Source organism: Kitasatospora sp. NPDC096147 (assembly GCF_044763225.1).
GTDB lineage: Bacteria > Actinomycetota > Actinomycetes > Streptomycetales > Streptomycetaceae > Kitasatospora.
Window position 1 is genome coordinate 669,376 of sequence record NZ_JBIWFX010000004.1, and the last position, 16,415, is coordinate 685,790.

A 16,415-nucleotide genomic window follows, 5' to 3' on the forward strand; every position below is an offset into this window, starting at 1 on the left:
CCGCAGGGTGTGCGGGCCGGGGCTCCGGTGGTGCGGCTGACGGGTGGTCAGCCCTGGTGGTGCGTAAGGGTGCTCACTCCTCGACGGTCAGGAGGCGGGGGCGACGCGGACCGTGGTCAGCTTGCCGCCCTGGGTCTCCCGGACGACCTCGATCTTGGTGTTGGTGTTCGGCACCGCGACCGCGTGCTGCGGGAGCGCCGGGTCGGAGTAGACCCCGGTGCGGTCGTTGAAGACCGGCACGGCCGGCTTCGACGGGAAGGCGTTCAGCACGCCGCCCTTGTGCAGGGTGAACTCGGTGGTGGGCTGGAGCGAGAAGGTCGCGTCGTAGGTCTGCGCGCGGCCGTTCACCAGGGTGCCGTCCGAGAACTTCATCGGCTGCGGGTGGGCGTCGATCGGGAGGATCAGGCCGCCGCCCGGGTGGTCCTTGGTGTTGTTGTCCAGGTAGCTGGTGTCCCACAGCCAGATGAGGACGCCCTCCTGGTACGGGTAGGTGTCGATCACGTTGGCCTTGCCGGCCACGCCCGAGTAGCCGAAGTTGTACGGGCCGGTCTTCAGGAAGGCGCCGTAGCCGACGTAGCGACGGTTCTCCACCACGTAGGCGCGCGGGTGCTCCTTGACGAAGTCCTTGCCCTTGAGCGGGGAGAAGCCGTTCAGCACCCACTCGCCGGTGCCGTTCTCGGCGCCGTCGTTGACCAGCTCGATGCCACCGGCGGTGATCTTGATCGCGTCGACCAGGACGCCCTTGCCGTGGGTGTTGCTGTCGGAGGTGACGTGGAACCGCAGCTGGACCTTCTTGCCGAGGTAGGAGGTCAGCGGGATGCTGACCTGCCGCCAGGCGTTCGAAGTGCCGCTGAAGCCGGGCACGTTGGCCACGGTGTTGGTGATCGGCGAGCCGTCCACCGTGCCGCCGAGGGCCTTCCAGGTCTTGCCGTTGTCGATGCTGGCCTCGACGGTCAGGAAGTCGTAGTCCTGCTCGATGTCGTACCAGGTGGCGGCGGTGAGGTTGGCGCTGCCGATCCGGTTGGTCAGGTCGACCGTGCGGGTCAGCGAGTTGTCCAGGTAGTCACCGGTGCCGCTGTAGAACTGGTTGGCACCCTCGAAGGGGTCGGCCAGCGTGGTGGTCCTGGTGGTCGGCGGCAGGTGCACCAGCACCGCCTGCGCCTGGTCGGTGTTGTAGCCGCTCACGCCGAGCGCGTGGCTGGACCGGGTGGCGGCCTGCGCGTCGTCGTAGTTGAGCCAGCCGAACTGCAGCTTGCTCCAGGCGTCCAGGTCACCGGGGTACTCGCCCGTGGTGTTCTTGCCCTTGCCCAGGTACGAGGCGGAGGACATCAGCGACCAGAAGTTGACGCTGTTGTCGCCGCCCGTGGTCGGGTAGAGGTCCGGGAGGCCGAGGTTGTGGCCGTACTCGTGGGCGAACAGGCCCACGCCCGAGTTCTCGCCGCCCTGGACGTAGTCGTAGGCGTAGACGCCGGTGTCGCCGAGCGGCGCACCGCCGATCTTGTTGCCCTCCGGGCCGATCTGGCCGGCCGGGTCCGGCAGGGCCCAGGCGCGGTGCGCCCACATGGCGTCGCCGCCCTGCGCACCGCCGCCCCAGGTCTCGTCGACGCCCGCGTGGACCACCACGAGGTTGTCGATGTACCCGTCGGGCTCGTTGAAGTTGCCGTCCTTGTCGAAGTCGTACCGGTCGTAGACGTCGTACTGCTTGATCTCGTCCTTGACCGCCTGCGGGGTACGGCCCTTGGCGATCTCGCCGTCGTACCACGCCTTGGTGGCGTCCCGGATGAACTCGTGCGCCTGGGTCCAGGCGCCGCCGCCCTGCGGGCCCTTGTTGGACCCGTAGCGCGCCTCGTTCCAGGGCAGCGTGACCCAGTCGGAGACGGTGCCCTCGATGTCGTACCGGCCGGAGGACTGGGTGCGGTAGAAGTTCCGCATCGAGTTGGCGCCGGCCGTGTCGTCGAAGAACATCTGCTGGTAGAAGGACTTGGAGAAGTCGTTCTTCCAGAAGGTGTGGGTGTCGCTCTTGTCCGGCTTCGGGATCGCGTTGTGCTTCGGACCCGGGGTGCCGGCGTAGCGCGGGACGCCGTTGTAGAGCGTGGTGTTGTCGACCTGGTCGCCGAACTGGGCCAGGATCACGAAGACCTTGTCCTTGCGCTCCTGCGCGAGCTGGACGTAGTCGTTCCCGATCTTGACCTGCTTCGGCGCGGTCTTCGCCGAAGTCTTCGCCACGGCGCCCTTGTTGAGCTGCTCCAGCGCCTTGGTACGGAGCGCCTGCCGGACCTTCTCCTGCGGGGCGAGCGGGGCCTGCGGGGCCTCCTTGGCCTCCAGACCGGCGCCCACCTGGGCGTTGACGGGGGGAGTGGGCAGCGGGGCGGCGGCGGCGATGCCGCTGCCGAGCAGCGAGGCCGCTATCGCGCTGGTGGTCAGTGCAGCGAGGGCTGCTGCGGTCATTCTGCGCAACTGACCGGTCCTTTCCGGACGGGGGTGGTCGGGTGAGCGAGGGTAATATTTCACATGTCATCCATCACAAGGAACCCCTCTGACTACCCGAATTTCCCACCGGCCACACGGGGTGTTCCGGCGCACCGTCCGACGGGCGCCGCAGCTCTGACGCACCGTCAGGCGGGCTACCGCTCCGGCCGGGTGGCCGGGTCCGGTCGGGCGGCCGGCGCGCTGTCCGCCGGCACCTCGTCGTCGTGGAGGATCGCCCGGTGCTGGACCGGGGGGCGGGCCGGTCGATGCCGCGGGGCCCGGCGGACGGGAGTCCACCGGGCCCCGCGAACCTCGGGTCAGCCCAAGTGCGAGCCGAGGAAAGCCAGTTCGGCCTCGGTGATCAGCTCGTTCATCCCGTCCGGGGTCATGTGTGAGACGCCGGAGAGCGGCAGCACGGAGTGCGGGCGGGCCGCCGCGTGCAGGGCCTGGGAGAGCAGCAGGGTGTGCGAGGGGTGCACGTTGTCGTCGGCCAGGCCGTGGATCAGCAGCAGCGGACGGGTCAGCGCCGGGGCGTCGTCGACCAGGCAGTCGGCGGCGTAGCCCTCGGGGTTCTCCTGCGGCAGGCCCAGGTAGCGCTCGGTGTAGGCGGTGTCGTAGAGCCGGAAGTCGGTGGGCGGGGCGCCCGCCGCGGCGGCGTGGAAGACGTCCGGGCGGCGGAGCACGGCCAGTGCCGCGAAGTACCCGCCGTAGGACCAGCCGCGCACGCCGACCCGGGTCAGGTCGAGGTCCGGGTGGGTCTCGGCGAGCGCCTGGAGCGCGGCCACCTGGTCGTCGATCGCCACCTGGGAGAACCGGCGGAAGATCGCCTTCACGAAGGTGGGCGAGACGAACGGGGTGCCCCGGTTGTCGGTGGTGACCACGGCGTAGCCCTGGTCGGCCCACCACTGGCGGGCCTGCCAGCGGCGCGGCTCGTTCGCCACCGCCTGGTAGCCGGGCCCGCCGTAGACGTCCAGCAGCACCGGCAGCCGGCGGCCGGCCACGTGGCCCCGCGGGTAGACCACGGCGGTCGGCAGGCCCAGCTCGGTGACCCGGGCCAGCTGCGGGGTGACCACGTACGGCAGCGGTGCCGAGAGGTCCTGGAGGTCGAACTCCGTGCCGTCGAAGTGCAGTCGGCGGGTGATGCCGGCGGGGGTGGCCGAGGTGAGCAGCAGGGTCTCGCCCGCCACGAGCACCGAGTGCACGCCGGTGCCCTCGGTCAGCCGGGTCAGCTCGCCGCTGTCCGGGTCGAGCCGGAAGACGTGCTGGTCGGCCGGGTCGTCCTGGCCGGCCTCGATCAGCAGGCCGCCCCGGTGGTGGCCGACCACCCGGCGGACCTGGGTGCGCTCGTCGGTGAGGATCTTGCCGTCCAGGGCCACCGCGCGGGCCTCGCCGCCGGGGGTGTCGGCCGAGGTGAGCAGCCGGCCGTCGGGCAGCCTGGCCGGCGTGCCGGGCAGGTCGTCCACCCAGAACTCGTCCACGGTGCGCGAGAGTTCGCGGGTCTCGCCGGTCGCCGGGTCGGCGCTGAGCAGCAGCACGTTCTGCTGCAGGCGGTCGGCCACGGTGAGCAGCAGCTCGCCGTCGCCCTCCCAGCCGGCCGCGCAGACGTACGGGTACGCCGCGCGGTCCCAGCGGACCTCGGTGCGGCTGCCGTCCAGGCCGAGCACCCAGAGTCGGAGGTCCACGTTCGGGCCGCCGGCCTGCGGGTAGGCGAAGCTCTCGGCCGGCTGCTCCGGGCGGGACGGGTCGGCGAAGTACCGCAGCGGCAGGGCGGATTCGTCGATCCGGGTGGCCAGCACCGCGCGGGCGTCGGGGGACCACCAGTGGCCCCGGGTGCGGCCGAGCTCCTCGGCGGCGGCGAATTCGGCGACGCCCCAGACGCCGCCGTCGGCCGGGCTGAGCGGCTCGGCCCGGTCGGTCAGGTGCAGCGCGCCGCCGGTGACGTAGGCGACCACCGCGCCGTCGGCGTTCGGGCGGGGGTCGAAGGCCGGTCCGGCCACCGGGAGTTCGGTGGTGGAGCCGTCGGCGACGGAGGTCCGGAAGATCCGGCCGTCGAGCGCGAAGACGGCGTGCGAGAGGTCCGAGGTGGCGGCGAAGGAGCCGATGCCGGGGGCCCAGAGCCGGATGCGCTCGCGCAGGCGGCGCTCCAGCACGGGCAGGTCGGCGGGGGCTCCGGTGCGGCCGGGCAGCAGGACGGTGGGGTCGGCGACCAGGTGTTCCTGACGGGTGCTCAGGTCGAACAGCCAGAGCCGCTCCACCGGGTCCTCCGAGCCGGTGGAGCGCAGGAACAGCAGCCGGGTGCCGTCGGCGGAGAAGGTCACCGCGCGCGGCGCGCCGTAGGTGAAGCGGCCGGTGCGGGAGCTGAGGGCGAGGAACGGGTCGGTGTGGGTCACGGGCCCGATGGTTGCCCCGGAGGGGTGATTTCGGCTAGAAGTATGCAGTGTGAAATGTCACACATCATCACCTGAGGGAGCCGCATGAACAACGAACTGCCCCGCCAGATCCAGGGGGCGGCCTCGCTGTTCACCCTCGACCCGGCCGTGGCACATCTGAACCACGGCTCCTACGGAGCCGTGCCACTACCCGTCCAGCGCGCCCAGGCCAAGCTCCGCGCCGAGCAGGAGCAGGACCCGGACGGCTGGTTCATGGAGCTGCCGGACCGGATCGCCCGGGCCCGCGCCCGGATCGCCACCGCCCTGAACGCCCGGCCCGACCGGATCGCCCTGGTCACCAACGTCACCGAGGGCGTGGCGGTCGTGCTGGACTCCATCCCGCTCGCCGAGGGCGACGAGATCCTGGCCACCGACCACGGCTACGGGGTGGTCACCCGGGCCGCCGAGCGGCGGGCCGACGAGAGCGGCGCCCGGGTGCGCACCGTCCGGCTCTCCCTGCACACCCCGGATCAGCAGGCCGTCCGGGAGCGCGTGCTGGCCGCGGTCGACGAGCGCACCAAGGTGGCCGTGCTCGACCTGGTCACCTCGCCGACGGCCCGCCGGATCGCCGATCCGGTGCTGCTGGCCGAGCTGCGGGCCCGGGGCGTGATCACCGTGGTGGACGCCGCGCACGCGCCCGGGATGCTCCCGGTGGACCTCGGCGAGCAGGCGGGCGGCGCCGACTTCTGGATCGGCAACCTGCACAAGTGGGCCTTCACCCCGAGGGCGGCGGCGGTGCTCGCGGTGGCCGGCACCTGGCGCTCGCGGATCCGGCCGCTGATGTTCTCCTGGGAGCACGACCGGGGCTTCCCCGGTCGGGTGGAGTGGCGCGGCACCGCCGACTACACCCCCTGGCTGGCCGCCCCCACCGGCTTCGCCCTGCTCGACCAGCTCGGCACCGAGCGGGTCCGGGCGTACAACGACGCCCTGGCGGCCTACGGGCAGCAGCAGTTGGTGGAGCGGGCCGGACTGCGGCTGCTGCCCGGCATGGCCGGGGCCGCGATGCGCTGCGTCCGGCTGCCCCCGGGCTGTGCGGAGAGCGACCACACCGCCAAGGCGCTGATGGTGGCGATCCGGCGGCGGCTGAACGCCCGGGTGGCGATCCGCCCGTGGTCCGGCGGCGGGGTGCTGCGGGTGAGCGCCCAGATCTACAACCGACCGGAGGAGTACCGGCAGTTGGCGGCCGGTCTGGTGGAGCTGCTGGACGGTCGCTGAGGCGGCCCCTCGAACCCTCGGTGCCCGTCCGCTCCTGGCGGGCGCCGAGACCGGGGGAGCGGATCGTGGCCCGCTCCTCCCACCCCGTCGGGGGCCCGCTGTGCGGCCGGGCCCCCGACGACCCCTCGCTGCTGACGACCCCTCGCTCCTGAGACTCCTCACTCCCGGCGATCCGTCGCCCTGACGATCCCTCACCTCCGGCGGACCGTCAGTTCCCCGCCGCCCGCAGCTCCGCGAGCAGCGCGTCCCGGTCCGAGATCAGCTCGGTGAGGATGCGCCGGGCCGCCCGCATCAGGTCGGCCACGTCCCCGCCGGCCAGCGCGTAGACCACCGTCGGGCCCTCCCGGGTGGCCGTGACGATCCCGGCCCGCCGGAGCACGGCGAGCTGCTGGGAGAGGCTGGAGGGCTCGATCTCCAGATCGGCGAGCAGGTCGCGGACCGGGGTCGGCCCGGCCTGGAGGATCTCCAGCACCCGGATGCGGACCGGGTGTCCGAGCATGCGGAAGAGTTCCGCCTTGGCCTGGTACAGCTGGACCGGCATCGGTCACCTCCTCCCCCCTGGTGCACCGTCAGAGTTCCAGGCCCGCCTCGATCAGCCGCAGTTGGTGCCGGGCCATCGCCATGTTGGCCCGGGCCCGGTTGAGTGCCAGGTAGAGGAAGAGGCCCCGGCCGTTCGGCATGGTGAGCGGGCGGATCAGGTGGTACTGGGTGGTGAGCGAGATCAGCATGTCCTCGATCTCGTTGTCGTGCAGGTTGAGCATCTGCATGGTGCGCATCTTGGCGCGGACCAGGTCGGTGTTGGCGGCGGCTGCCACGTTCAGGTCCAGCTCGGTGCTGCCGTCGGTGAGGGTGCCGAGCGCCATCCCGCTGTCGTAGTCGACCAGGGCGACACCGATCGCACCGTCGATGCTCATGGCGTCCTTGAGTGCGCTGTCGAGACTTGCCATGGTGCCGTGCCCTCCCGCTGTCGGTGGAGGCAGCGCCCGTCCGGGCGGCCTCGGTGCACCGACTGTAGGAAGCCGCCCGTCCCGGGGAGGCGGGCTGCCCGGAACCGACCGGGAAAGGACCGCTCCTGACCGGGTGTTGACGAGATGAAGGATTTCGCAACTGACAAGCTGATCCGAAGCTGATCACCCCGCGAGCCCGCCGGCCGGTCCGGGTCCGGTCGGGCGCGCGGGGTGATCAGCCGCTGGCCGCCACCAACCCGGCCGCCAGCCGAAGGGAGTCGTCCAGCTGCCGGCGCGAGGACCGCAGCAGCTCGCCGTGCTCCTCGATCAGCTCCCGCTGGTACGCGGACTCCACCGCGAACCAGATCCCGACCAGGTTGGTCTCCCGCTTGCAGGCGACGTCGGCGGTGGCCGCACCGATGCCCTCGGGGCCGGTGAAGGTCTCGGGCCGGAGGCCGAGTTCGGGCATCGGGCTGACCGGGTTCTTCGCCTGGTAGCCCTTCCGCGCCATGCACTCCTGCCACTTCTCGGTGGCCAGGTTCACCCGTACCTCCCGGCGCGAGCGGTCGTACGCCTGTGCGTCCAGCTCCTGCACCTCCAGCGGGTCGGGCGCGTCGGCGGTCGGCACCCAGAGCTTCAGGTACGCCTCCCGGGTGCACCCGCCGGGCGGGACGGGGAGGCCGTTCACCCGGCCCGCGTCCTTGCCGGACTTCTCCACCTCGGCCTGACTGCCCGGCAGCTCGCCCGGCCGGGTGCCGTCCTCCCCGCCGAGCACCAGCTGCTCGGTCGGGTCCATCTCCGGCCGGGGCGCCCGGGTCCCGCCGTCCGTGCCGTAGGTCCCGTAGCCGCTGGCCGCCGCCGCCACCGGATCGGCCAGGCCGTACCGCCGGGTGTTCCCGACGGCGGGGGCGGGCGGCACCTCGGGCAGCCGGTAGCGGAAGCCGTACCGGGTCATGCACTGGTCGGTCAGCACCCGTTGGGCCCGGTTCAGCTGCTCCAGCTCGCCCTCGCCCGGCAGGTACTCCTGGAGCGGCAGCCGCAGTGAGCCGGCGTCCGTCGGGGTGGGTACCAGGCCGATGTCCACCGCCGGGGCCGGGCCGAGCCGGTGCGCCGTGCTCCCTCCGGAACAGCCCGCCAGCAGCAGGGCGGCGGCGACGGTGAGGACGGCGGGCGAGACGGTGGAACGCAAGGCGGTGCTCCCGGAGGTGACGGTGCGGAGGGTGCGGCACCGCCCGGCGCCGACGGGCGGCCGGGCGGTGCGCGGCGGTGGGCTGACGGCGCGTCAGTTGTAGTAGGCGGAGGAGACCCGGTGCCAGAACGAGCCGGTGGCGTTGGACGAGACGCCGGGGCTGATCCAGCCGTGCTGGCCGTTGCGGTACGAGTCGGTGTAGACGTGCCAGGTGAGGCCGTCGCGGTTCCAGTAGGACTCGTTCTGGTCGTTCACCGGGCCGCCGTAGCGGGGCCACGAGAGCTTCCCGAGGTCGTTCCGGGAGAGGTAGAGGTCGAAGACCTCGGAGGTGGTGTTCGGGCCGCCGTAGATGATGAACTCGCCGCCCTCGCTGTACCCGTCCAGCTCGGCGGCCCCGGCCGGGGCCGCCCCCGCGAGGGCGAGGCAGGCGGCGGTGGTGATTCCGGTCGCAAGGGTGATCAGGCGGTGCAGGGGCCGTGGTCGCTGGGCCGGCATGGCGGGGCCTCTCTGGAAGGGGGATGTGGTCGCGGTGCCCGGTGCCTGGTGCTGGAGAGCAAGTCGATCAGCCCGGTGACTCCTTGCACAGGCCCGATCGCGCCACGTTGCGACTGCCCGGTCCGGCCCGGATCGCCCCGGTCCGCCCCCCTGGGGGCCACCCGGGGCCACCGAAAAGGGTGCTCTTGATGTCGCTCCCGGCGGGTAGTGTCTGGCTGAGATGCACGATCACCACACCCACCGCACCCGCTGCGCCCCCGCCGGCGCCCAGGCCGTCCGGGCCCGGGCCGCGCGGGCCCCGCAGCCGCAGGCGTCGCCGTCTGCACACCCGTCCCGCCCGGCCCTTCCCCGGCCCGGCATCCAGCTGTCCCACGGGAAGATGAGGTGACGCCGATGAACAGCGCCGTGCCCGAGAACACCCCGGCCGCACCCGACACCGAGCAGCTCGGCCCCGCCGAGGCGTACGCGGCCTTCCGCCGCCGGGCCAAGGAGCAGGCCACCGTCCTGCACGGCTTCCAGCAGCTCTACGACTTCGGGCTGGACGAGTTCCAGTTGGAGGCCTGCCGTTCGCTGGAGGCCGGCGAGGGCGTGCTGGTCGCCGCGCCGACCGGCTCCGGGAAGACCATCGTCGGCGAGTTCGCCGTCCACCTGGCCCTGCAGTCCGGCCGCAAGTGCTTCTACACCACACCGATCAAGGCGCTCTCCAACCAGAAGTTCGGCGACCTGGTCAAGCGCTACGGCGCCGACCAGGTCGGCCTGCTGACCGGTGACAACAGCGTCAACGGCGACGCCCCGGTGGTCGTGATGACCACCGAGGTGCTGCGGAACATGCTCTACGCCGGCTCCTCCGCGCTGGACGGCCTCGGCTACGTGGTGATGGACGAGGTCCACTACCTGGCCGACCGCTTCCGCGGCGCGGTCTGGGAGGAGGTCATCATCCACCTCCCCGAGTCGGTGGTGCTGGCCTCGCTCTCCGCCACCGTCTCCAACGCCGAGGAGTTCGGCGACTGGCTGGACACCGTGCGCGGCGGCACCAAGGTGATCGTCTCCGAGCACCGCCCGGTGCCGCTCTGGCAGCACGTGATGGCCGGCAACCGGATGTACGACCTGTTCGCCGACCCGGACCGGGACGGCCGCCCCAAGGGCTCGCAGACCAACCCGGCCAAGGCGGTCAACCCCGAGCTGGTCCGGCTGGCCCGCTCCGAGGGCGACCGCAACCCGCGCGGCGACCGCTTCGGCCGGGGCCGCGGCCGCTCGATGCCCAACGGCCGCCCCAGCCGGGTCTGGACCCCGGGCCGGGTCGACGTGATCGAGCGCCTGGACGCCGAGGGCCTGCTGCCCGCCATCACCTTCATCTTCAGCCGGGCCGGCTGCGAGGCCGCCGTCCAGCAGTGCCTCACCTCCGGCCTGCGGCTGAACCGGGAGGCCGACCGCGCGGTGGTCCGCGAGATCGTCCAGGAGCGGTGCGCCGACATCCCGGACGAGGACCTGCACGTGCTCGGCTACTTCGAGTGGCTGGACGGGCTGGAGCGCGGCATCGCCGCCCACCACGCCGGGATGCTGCCCCGGTTCAAGGAGGTGGTCGAGGAGCTCTTCGTGAAGGGCCTGGTGAAGGCCGTCTTCGCCACCGAGACCCTGGCGCTCGGCATCAACATGCCGGCCCGCTCGGTGGTGCTGGAGAAGCTGGTCAAGTGGAACGGCGAGACCCACGCCGACATCACCCCCGGCGAGTACACCCAGCTCACCGGCCGGGCCGGCCGGCGCGGCATCGACATCGAGGGCCACGCGGTGGTGCTCTGGCAGCGCGGCCTCGACCCGGAGGGCCTGGCCGGCCTGGCCGGCACCCGCACCTACCCGCTGCGCTCCTCCTTCCGCCCCTCCTACAACATGGCGGTCAACCTGGTCGGCCAGTTCGGCCGGCACCGCTCCCGGGAGCTGCTGGAGACCTCCTTCGCGCAGTTCCAGGCCGACCGCGCGGTGGTCGGGATCGCCCGGCAGGTGCAGAAGAACGAGGACGGCCTGGCGGGCTACCGCGAGTCGATGACCTGTCACCTCGGCGACTTCGAGGAGTACATGACGCTCCGCCGGGACCTGAAAGACCGGGAGAACGAGCTCGCCCGCGAGGGCACCGGGCAGCGCCGGGCCTCCGCCATCGAGTCCATCGAGGCGCTCAAGCCCGGCGACGTCATCCACGTGCCGACCGGCAAGTTCGCCGGCCTCGCCCTGGTCCTCGACCCCGGCCTGCCGCCGGTCTCCCGCTCCCCGCGCCAGCAGCGCCACCCCGACTACCAGGACGGGCCGCGCCCGGTGGTGCTCACCGCCGAGCGGCAGGTCAAGCGGCTGGCGATGATCGACTTCCCGTACCCCGTGACCGCCGTCGACCGGCTGCGCATCCCCAAGTCCTTCAACCCGCGCAGCCCGCAGTCCCGGCGCGACCTGGCCTCCGCCCTGCGCACCAAGGCCGGCCACCTGGAGCCCGAGCGCTTCCGCAAGGGCCGGGCCGCCGCCGCCGACGACCCGCAGATCACCCGCCTGCGCACCGAGCTCCGCCAGCACCCCTGCCACGGTTGCTCCGACCGCGAGGACCACGCCCGCTGGTCCGAGCGCTACCACCGGCTCAAGCGCGACACCCAGGTGCTGGACCGCAAGATGCGCTCCCGCACCCACACCATCGCCCGCACCTTCGACCGGGTCTGCGGCCTGCTCACCGACCTCGGCTACCTCAGCGGCGACACCGTCACCGAGGACGGCAAGCGCCTCGGCCGCCTCTACGGCGAGCTCGACCTGCTCGCCTCCGAGTGCATCCGCGAGGGCGTCTGGGCCGAGCTGGCCCCGGCCGAACTCGCCGCCTGCGCCTCGGCCCTGGTCTACGAGTCCCGCCAGTCCGACGACGCGGCCACCCCGCGCGTCCCGGACGGCGCGGCCAAGGAGGCGCTCGCCAGCATGGTCCGCATCTGGGGCCACCTGGACGCCCTGGAGGAGCAGCACCGGATCAACACCGCCGAGGGCGTCGGCCAGCGCGAGCCCGACCTCGGCTTCGCCTGGGTCGCCTACCGCTGGTCGCTCGGCCACAACCTCGACCAGGTCCTGCGCGACGCCGACCTCCCGGCCGGCGACTTCGTCCGCTGGACCAAGCAGCTGATCGACGTCCTCGGCCAGATCCAGGACGCGGCCGGCGGCGACACCAAGCTCCGCACCACCGCCCGCAAGGCGGTGGACAGCCTCCGCCGCGGCATCATCGCCTACAGCTCGGTCGGCTGACACGACGACGGCGCCCGTCCCGTCCTGACTCGTGGTCAGGACGGGACGGGCGCCGTCGCGTTCACGCTCCGAGCGTCTCCACCAGACGCTCCAGCGAGCTGCCCAGGCCCCACTGGGTGGCGAGGGCCTCCAGGGTCATCGGATCCAAGGGCTCCTTGGGGAGGGCCGGGTCGAAGTCCGGGAGCGGGGCGTCGGTGGCGACCCGGACCACGGTGGGGGCGACGTCGAGGTAGGGGGCGGCTTCGAGGATGTTCTTGCGGCGGGCCGGGGTGAGCTTGGAGAGCGGATCGGCGGCGGCGGCGCGGATGGCGGGCAGGGTGCCGTACGTGCGGATGAGCTGGGCGGCGGTCTTCTCGCCGATGCCCTTGACGCCGGGGAGGCCGTCGCTCGGGTCGCCGCGCAGGGCGGCCATGTCGGCGTACTCGGCGCCGGTCACGTCGTACTTCTCCAGCAGGGCGGCCTCGTCGATCAGTTGGGCGTTGCCGACGCCCTTGACCGGGTAGAGGACGGTGATCCGCCGGGCGTCGTCGACCAGTTGGAAGAGGTCGCGGTCGCCGGTGACGATCTGCACCGGGCCGGTCGCCCGCGCCGTCAGGGTGCCGATCACGTCGTCGGCCTCGTAGCCGGGGGAGCCCAGGCGGGCGATGCCCAGGGCGTCGAGGACCTGCTCGATCACCGGGACCTGGGGGGCGAGGGTGTCGGGGACCTCCTCCTCGCCGGCGACCGCGGCCTCGGCGACCCGGTGGGTCTTGTAGGTGGGGATCAGCTCCACCCGCCAGGCGGGGCGCCAGTCGGCGTCCATGCAGGCGACCAGCTGGTCGGGCCGGTGGTCCTGGACGAGGCGGGTGATGAAGTCCAGCAGGCCGCGCACGGCGTTCACCGGCTGCCCGTCGGGAGACTTGATGGACTCCGGCACGCCGAAGTAGGCACGGAAGTAGAGACTCGCCGAGTCGAGCAGCATCAGCCTGGGTGCGGTCATGCCCCGATCATGCCGCACCCGGCTGACGGAGCGTCGGGAGCGGCACGGGTGGTTCAGTGCCGGTGCGGCTCGCGGCGGTGGACCGGGCCGTGCAGGTCGTCGCAGTGCTCGTCGCCGGCGGGCCCGGGGTCGGTCCGGCCGAGGGTGAGCAGGTCCTGGCCGAGCTGCTCGCCGACGTGGTCGACCTGGAGGGTGGCGTGGGTGATCCGGTACTCGTCCCGCAGCAGGCGCTGGAGGTCGCGGCGGACGGCGTGGCAGTCGCCGCCGGGGGCGACCAGGATGTGCGCGGAGAGGGCCGGCTCGCCGGAGGTGATCTCCCAGATGTGCAGGTCGTGGATCTCCCTGACCTCGGAGCCGGCGATCAGCCGGTCGGCCACCTGGTCCGGGTCGATGCCGGCCGGGGCGGCCTCCAGGAAGATCCGCCCGGACCGGCGGACCAGACTGGTGCCGGCCTTGAGCATCAGCGCCACCACGATCAGCGAGGCGATCGGGTCGGCCCGGGTGAAGCCGGTGGTCACGATGATCACACCGGCCACCGCCGTGGCGATGAAGGCGTAGAGGTCGCTCAGCACGTGCTGGAAGGCGCCCTCGACGTTGAGCGAGCTGCGGTTGGCCCGGGACATGCACCAGGTGGCGGCGACGTTCACCACGATGCCGACCAGCGCGGTGACCAGCACCAGGGAACCGGTCACCTCCGGCGGGTCGAACAGCCGGACCACCGCCTCGTAGCCGAGCCAGGCGGAGAGCAGCAGCAGGGTGATCCCGTTGGCCTGGGCGGAGAGGATCTCGGCCCGCTTCAGGCCGTAGGTGTAGCCGCCGCGGGCCGGCCGCTTGGCGAGGGACATCGCGATCAGCGCCAGCACGATGGAGACCGCGTCGGTGAGCATGTGCGCGGCGTCCGAGATCAGGGCGAGCGAGCGGGCGGCGAAGCCGACCACCACCTCGCCGGCCATGAAGACCACGATCAGGGCCAGGGCGCTGAGCAGCCAGCGCCGGTCGGCGTCGGCGGAGACTCCGTGCGAGTGGCCGGCCGGGCCGCTCCGGTGGTCGTGCGGGTGCTTGGACATGCTGGTCCTCTTCCCGGTGGCCGGGCCCGGCAACGGTTTCCGGCCGTTCATCAGCCGGTCGGCCGCCTGCGCTATGGTGCCGCCGCCGAAAAGCGATCACCGGGGAGTGGCGAGCGAAGTGCCGGAGCGTCAGGAACGGGTGTCACTGGGCACCATCGCGGTGGAGTGGGGCCGGATCGGCTGCACCGGCTTCGGCGGGCCGCCCACCCACATCCTCCTGCTGCGCCGGCTCTGCGTGGAGCGGCGCGGCTGGCTCGGCCCGGAGGAGTTCGAGGACGGCATCGCGGCCACCAACCTGCTGCCCGGTCCGGCCTCCACACAGCTGGCGGTCCTCACCGCCTGGCGGCTGCGCGGCGCTGCGGGCGCGCTGGTCGGCGGGGTCTGCTTCATCGTGCCGGGCCTGCTGCTCATCCTGGCTCTGGCCGCGCTCTTCCTGGCCGCCGACCCGCCCGCCCCGGTGCTGGGCGCGGCGGCCGGCGCGGGGGCGGCCGTCCCGGCGGTGGCGGTGCAGGCGGCCACCGCCCTGGTACCGGGCAGCTGGGCCCGGGCCGGGGTCGAACGGGCGGCCCGGGCCCGCTGGCTGGGGTACGCGGCGGCCGGGGCGGCGGCGGCGCTGCTCACCGGGCCGTGGCTGGTGCTGGTGCTGCTGGCCGCCGGGCTGGCCGAGATCGCGGTCCGGGAACGTGCGGACGAGCGCGTGGAGGGGCCGGGAGTGCCCGTGCTGCCGCTGCTGGCGGGTGCGCTGCCCGCGGCCGGCGGGCTCGGGGCGCTGGCCTGGGTGGCGCTCAAGGTCGGCGCGCTCTCCTACGGCGGCGGCTTCGTGATCATCCCGCTGATGCGGGCCGACGCGGTGGAGCGGTACGGCTGGATGACGGACGGTCAGTTCCTGAACGCCGTCGCCCTCGGCCAGATCACCCCCGGCCCGGTGGTGCAGACCGTCGCCGTGGTGGGCTACGCGGCGGCCGGGTTCGGCGGCGGGCTGCTGGCGGCGGCGGTGGCCTTCGCCCCGTCCTTCGCCTTCGTGCTGTTCGGCGCCCGGCACTTCGACCGGCTCCGGGGCGACCGGCGGGTGCAGTCCTTCCTGACCGGCGCCGGCCCGGCGGTGGTCGGCGCGATCGCCGGCTCGGCCGTGCCGCTCGCCCTCGGGCTGGGGTACGGCTGGCAGGTCGCGGTGCTGGTCCTCGCGCTGGCCTGGCTGCTCGCGGCCCGCCGCTCCGTGGTGCTCTGCCTGCTGGCGGCCGGAGCGGCGGGGGCGGTGATCGGCCCCTGGTACGGCCTCTGACGGTCCGTCGGCGCGGTGCCCGGTCGGCGCGGTGCCGGGTCGGCGCGGTGCCCGGTCGGGGACGGCGGGCGGCAGCCGGCCAAGGGTCGCGCGGGCGGCGGGCGGCAGTCGGCCAGTGGTCGCGCGTACGGAGGGTCGTACGGACCGGCCGGCATCGGGGGCCCGGAAGGTGCCGCTGCCGTCGGTGGGCCCCGGCCCGGTGAGCGGCGCGACGGGCCGCTCCGGCCCGGCCGGGGACCGGGCCGCGCGGTGTCAGCCGACCGGCGTGGGCACCATCGCCGCCGTCACCAGAGCCTCCATCACCCGCAGGTCGGTGCCCTGCTCCGGGTGCCACTGCACGCCGAGCACGAATCCCTCGCCCTCGACCGCCTCCACCGTCCCGTCCCCGGCCCGGGCACTGACCGTCAGACCCTCGCCGAGCCGGTCCACCGCCTGGTGGTGGAAGGTCGGGACCACCACCTCGGTCTCCGGCAGCAGCTGTGCCAGCCGGGTGCCGGGCAGCGGGCGGATCGGGTGCGAGCCGTAGTGGTTGGGCGTGCCGAGGTGGTCCGCGCCGTCCTCCAGGTGCTGGATCAGCGAGCCGCCGCAGACCACGTTGAGCAGCTGCATGCCCCGGCAGATGCCGAGCAGCGGCAGACCGGCGGCCAGCGCGGCGCGCAGCAGGGCCGCCTCCCAGAGGTCCCGCTCGGGGGCGAAGGCCCGGGTCTTCGGGTGCGGCTGCGCGCCGTAGAGCGAGGGGTTGACGTCCGGGCCGCCCGCGATGACCAGGCCGTCGACCCGGGCCAGCAGGTCGGGGGCGGTCTCCGGGGCCTGCGGGGGGAGCAGCAGCGGGATGCCGCCCGCCTCCTGGACCAGCAGCGGGTAGCGGTGCGGGAGCAGGACGGCCCGCTGGGCGTCCCAGTGGTCCCACTTGGCCTCGGTGAGGTAGGTGCTGATGCCGATCACGGGTCTGGTGGTCATGGCGGGATTCTGCCGCCTCCGGCCCCTCCGGTACGCCCGTTTCGCCGCGGCCCCACCCGTACGCCCGAGGTTCCGTCAGGTGCCCGGACCGGCCCGGTGGCGGTTCTCAGGTGAATCTCATC

The 16,415-nt window shown here is 73.2% G+C and carries 12 protein-coding genes; 3 read left to right on the forward strand and 9 right to left on the reverse strand.

The features are described 5' to 3' along the window. Positions 1 to 87: 87 nt before the first annotated feature. Both ACIRBX_RS17085 and ACIRBX_RS17090 read right to left on the reverse strand, forming a co-directional pair. Positions 88 to 2,448, reverse strand: coding sequence for an immune inhibitor A domain-containing protein (locus ACIRBX_RS17085; RefSeq protein WP_402297449.1), 2,361 nt, complete (start codon positions 2,446 to 2,448; stop codon positions 88 to 90). Positions 2,449 to 2,786: 338 nt separating this feature from the next. Further along, entirely contained in the window at positions 2,787 to 4,859 is a 2,073-nt protein-coding gene (locus ACIRBX_RS17090; RefSeq protein WP_402297450.1) for a prolyl oligopeptidase family serine peptidase, read from the reverse strand. A gap of 84 nt (positions 4,860 to 4,943) precedes the next feature. Between ACIRBX_RS17090 and ACIRBX_RS17095 the strand changes: the two genes are divergently transcribed. Beyond that, positions 4,944 to 6,113 carry an aminotransferase class V-fold PLP-dependent enzyme gene (locus tag ACIRBX_RS17095; protein ID WP_402297452.1) on the forward strand — a complete coding sequence of 390 codons (1,170 nt, stop codon included), beginning with the start codon at positions 4,944 to 4,946 and terminating at the stop codon, positions 6,111 to 6,113. A gap of 208 nt (positions 6,114 to 6,321) precedes the next feature. On the opposite strand, the gene ACIRBX_RS17100 is transcribed toward ACIRBX_RS17095, so the two are convergent. The 4 genes from ACIRBX_RS17100 to ACIRBX_RS17115 all read right to left on the reverse strand — a co-directional run bounded on the left by ACIRBX_RS17100 (position 6,322) and on the right by ACIRBX_RS17115 (position 8,744). Continuing rightward, on the reverse strand, positions 6,322 to 6,654 hold the full coding sequence (locus ACIRBX_RS17100) for an ArsR/SmtB family transcription factor (RefSeq protein ID WP_402297454.1): 333 nt from the start codon (positions 6,652 to 6,654) through the stop codon (positions 6,322 to 6,324). Positions 6,655 to 6,682: 28 nt separating this feature from the next. Next, positions 6,683 to 7,060: a hypothetical protein gene (locus tag ACIRBX_RS17105; RefSeq protein ID WP_402297455.1), complete on the reverse strand. Its 378-nt coding sequence runs from the start codon at positions 7,058 to 7,060 to the stop codon at positions 6,683 to 6,685. A 235-nt stretch (positions 7,061 to 7,295) separates the two neighbouring features. Continuing rightward, a complete protein-coding gene (locus ACIRBX_RS17110) occupies positions 7,296 to 8,249 on the reverse strand; it encodes a hypothetical protein (RefSeq protein ID WP_402297457.1) in 954 nt (317 codons plus the stop codon). Positions 8,250 to 8,342: 93 nt separating this feature from the next. After that, a complete protein-coding gene (locus ACIRBX_RS17115; protein WP_402297459.1) occupies positions 8,343 to 8,744 on the reverse strand; it encodes a peptidase inhibitor family I36 protein in 402 nt (133 codons plus the stop codon). Between the two features lie 393 nt (positions 8,745 to 9,137). Between ACIRBX_RS17115 and ACIRBX_RS17120 the strand changes: the two genes are divergently transcribed. After that, positions 9,138 to 12,005, forward strand: coding sequence for a DEAD/DEAH box helicase (locus ACIRBX_RS17120; protein WP_402297461.1), 2,868 nt, complete (start codon positions 9,138 to 9,140; stop codon positions 12,003 to 12,005). 61 nt (positions 12,006 to 12,066) lie between these two features. Here ACIRBX_RS17120 and ACIRBX_RS17125 read toward each other — a convergent pair whose 3' ends face one another. After that, positions 12,067 to 12,984 carry a 5'-3' exonuclease H3TH domain-containing protein gene (locus ACIRBX_RS17125; protein ID WP_402297464.1) on the reverse strand — a complete coding sequence of 306 codons (918 nt, stop codon included), beginning with the start codon at positions 12,982 to 12,984 and terminating at the stop codon, positions 12,067 to 12,069. A 53-nt stretch (positions 12,985 to 13,037) separates the two neighbouring features. Further along, positions 13,038 to 14,051 carry a cation diffusion facilitator family transporter gene (locus ACIRBX_RS17130; protein ID WP_402297466.1) on the reverse strand — a complete coding sequence of 338 codons (1,014 nt, stop codon included), beginning with the start codon at positions 14,049 to 14,051 and terminating at the stop codon, positions 13,038 to 13,040. A gap of 118 nt (positions 14,052 to 14,169) precedes the next feature. On the opposite strand from ACIRBX_RS17130, the gene chrA reads away from it, so the two are divergent. Then, on the forward strand, positions 14,170 to 15,333 hold the full coding sequence (gene chrA, locus ACIRBX_RS17135) for a chromate efflux transporter (RefSeq protein WP_402297468.1): 1,164 nt from the start codon (positions 14,170 to 14,172) through the stop codon (positions 15,331 to 15,333). 252 nt (positions 15,334 to 15,585) lie between these two features. On the opposite strand, the gene ACIRBX_RS17140 is transcribed toward chrA, so the two are convergent. Next, positions 15,586 to 16,293, reverse strand: a complete 708-nt coding sequence (locus ACIRBX_RS17140) for a gamma-glutamyl-gamma-aminobutyrate hydrolase family protein (protein ID WP_402297470.1) — start codon at positions 16,291 to 16,293, stop codon at positions 15,586 to 15,588. Between the last annotated feature and the right edge of the window lie 122 nt (positions 16,294 to 16,415).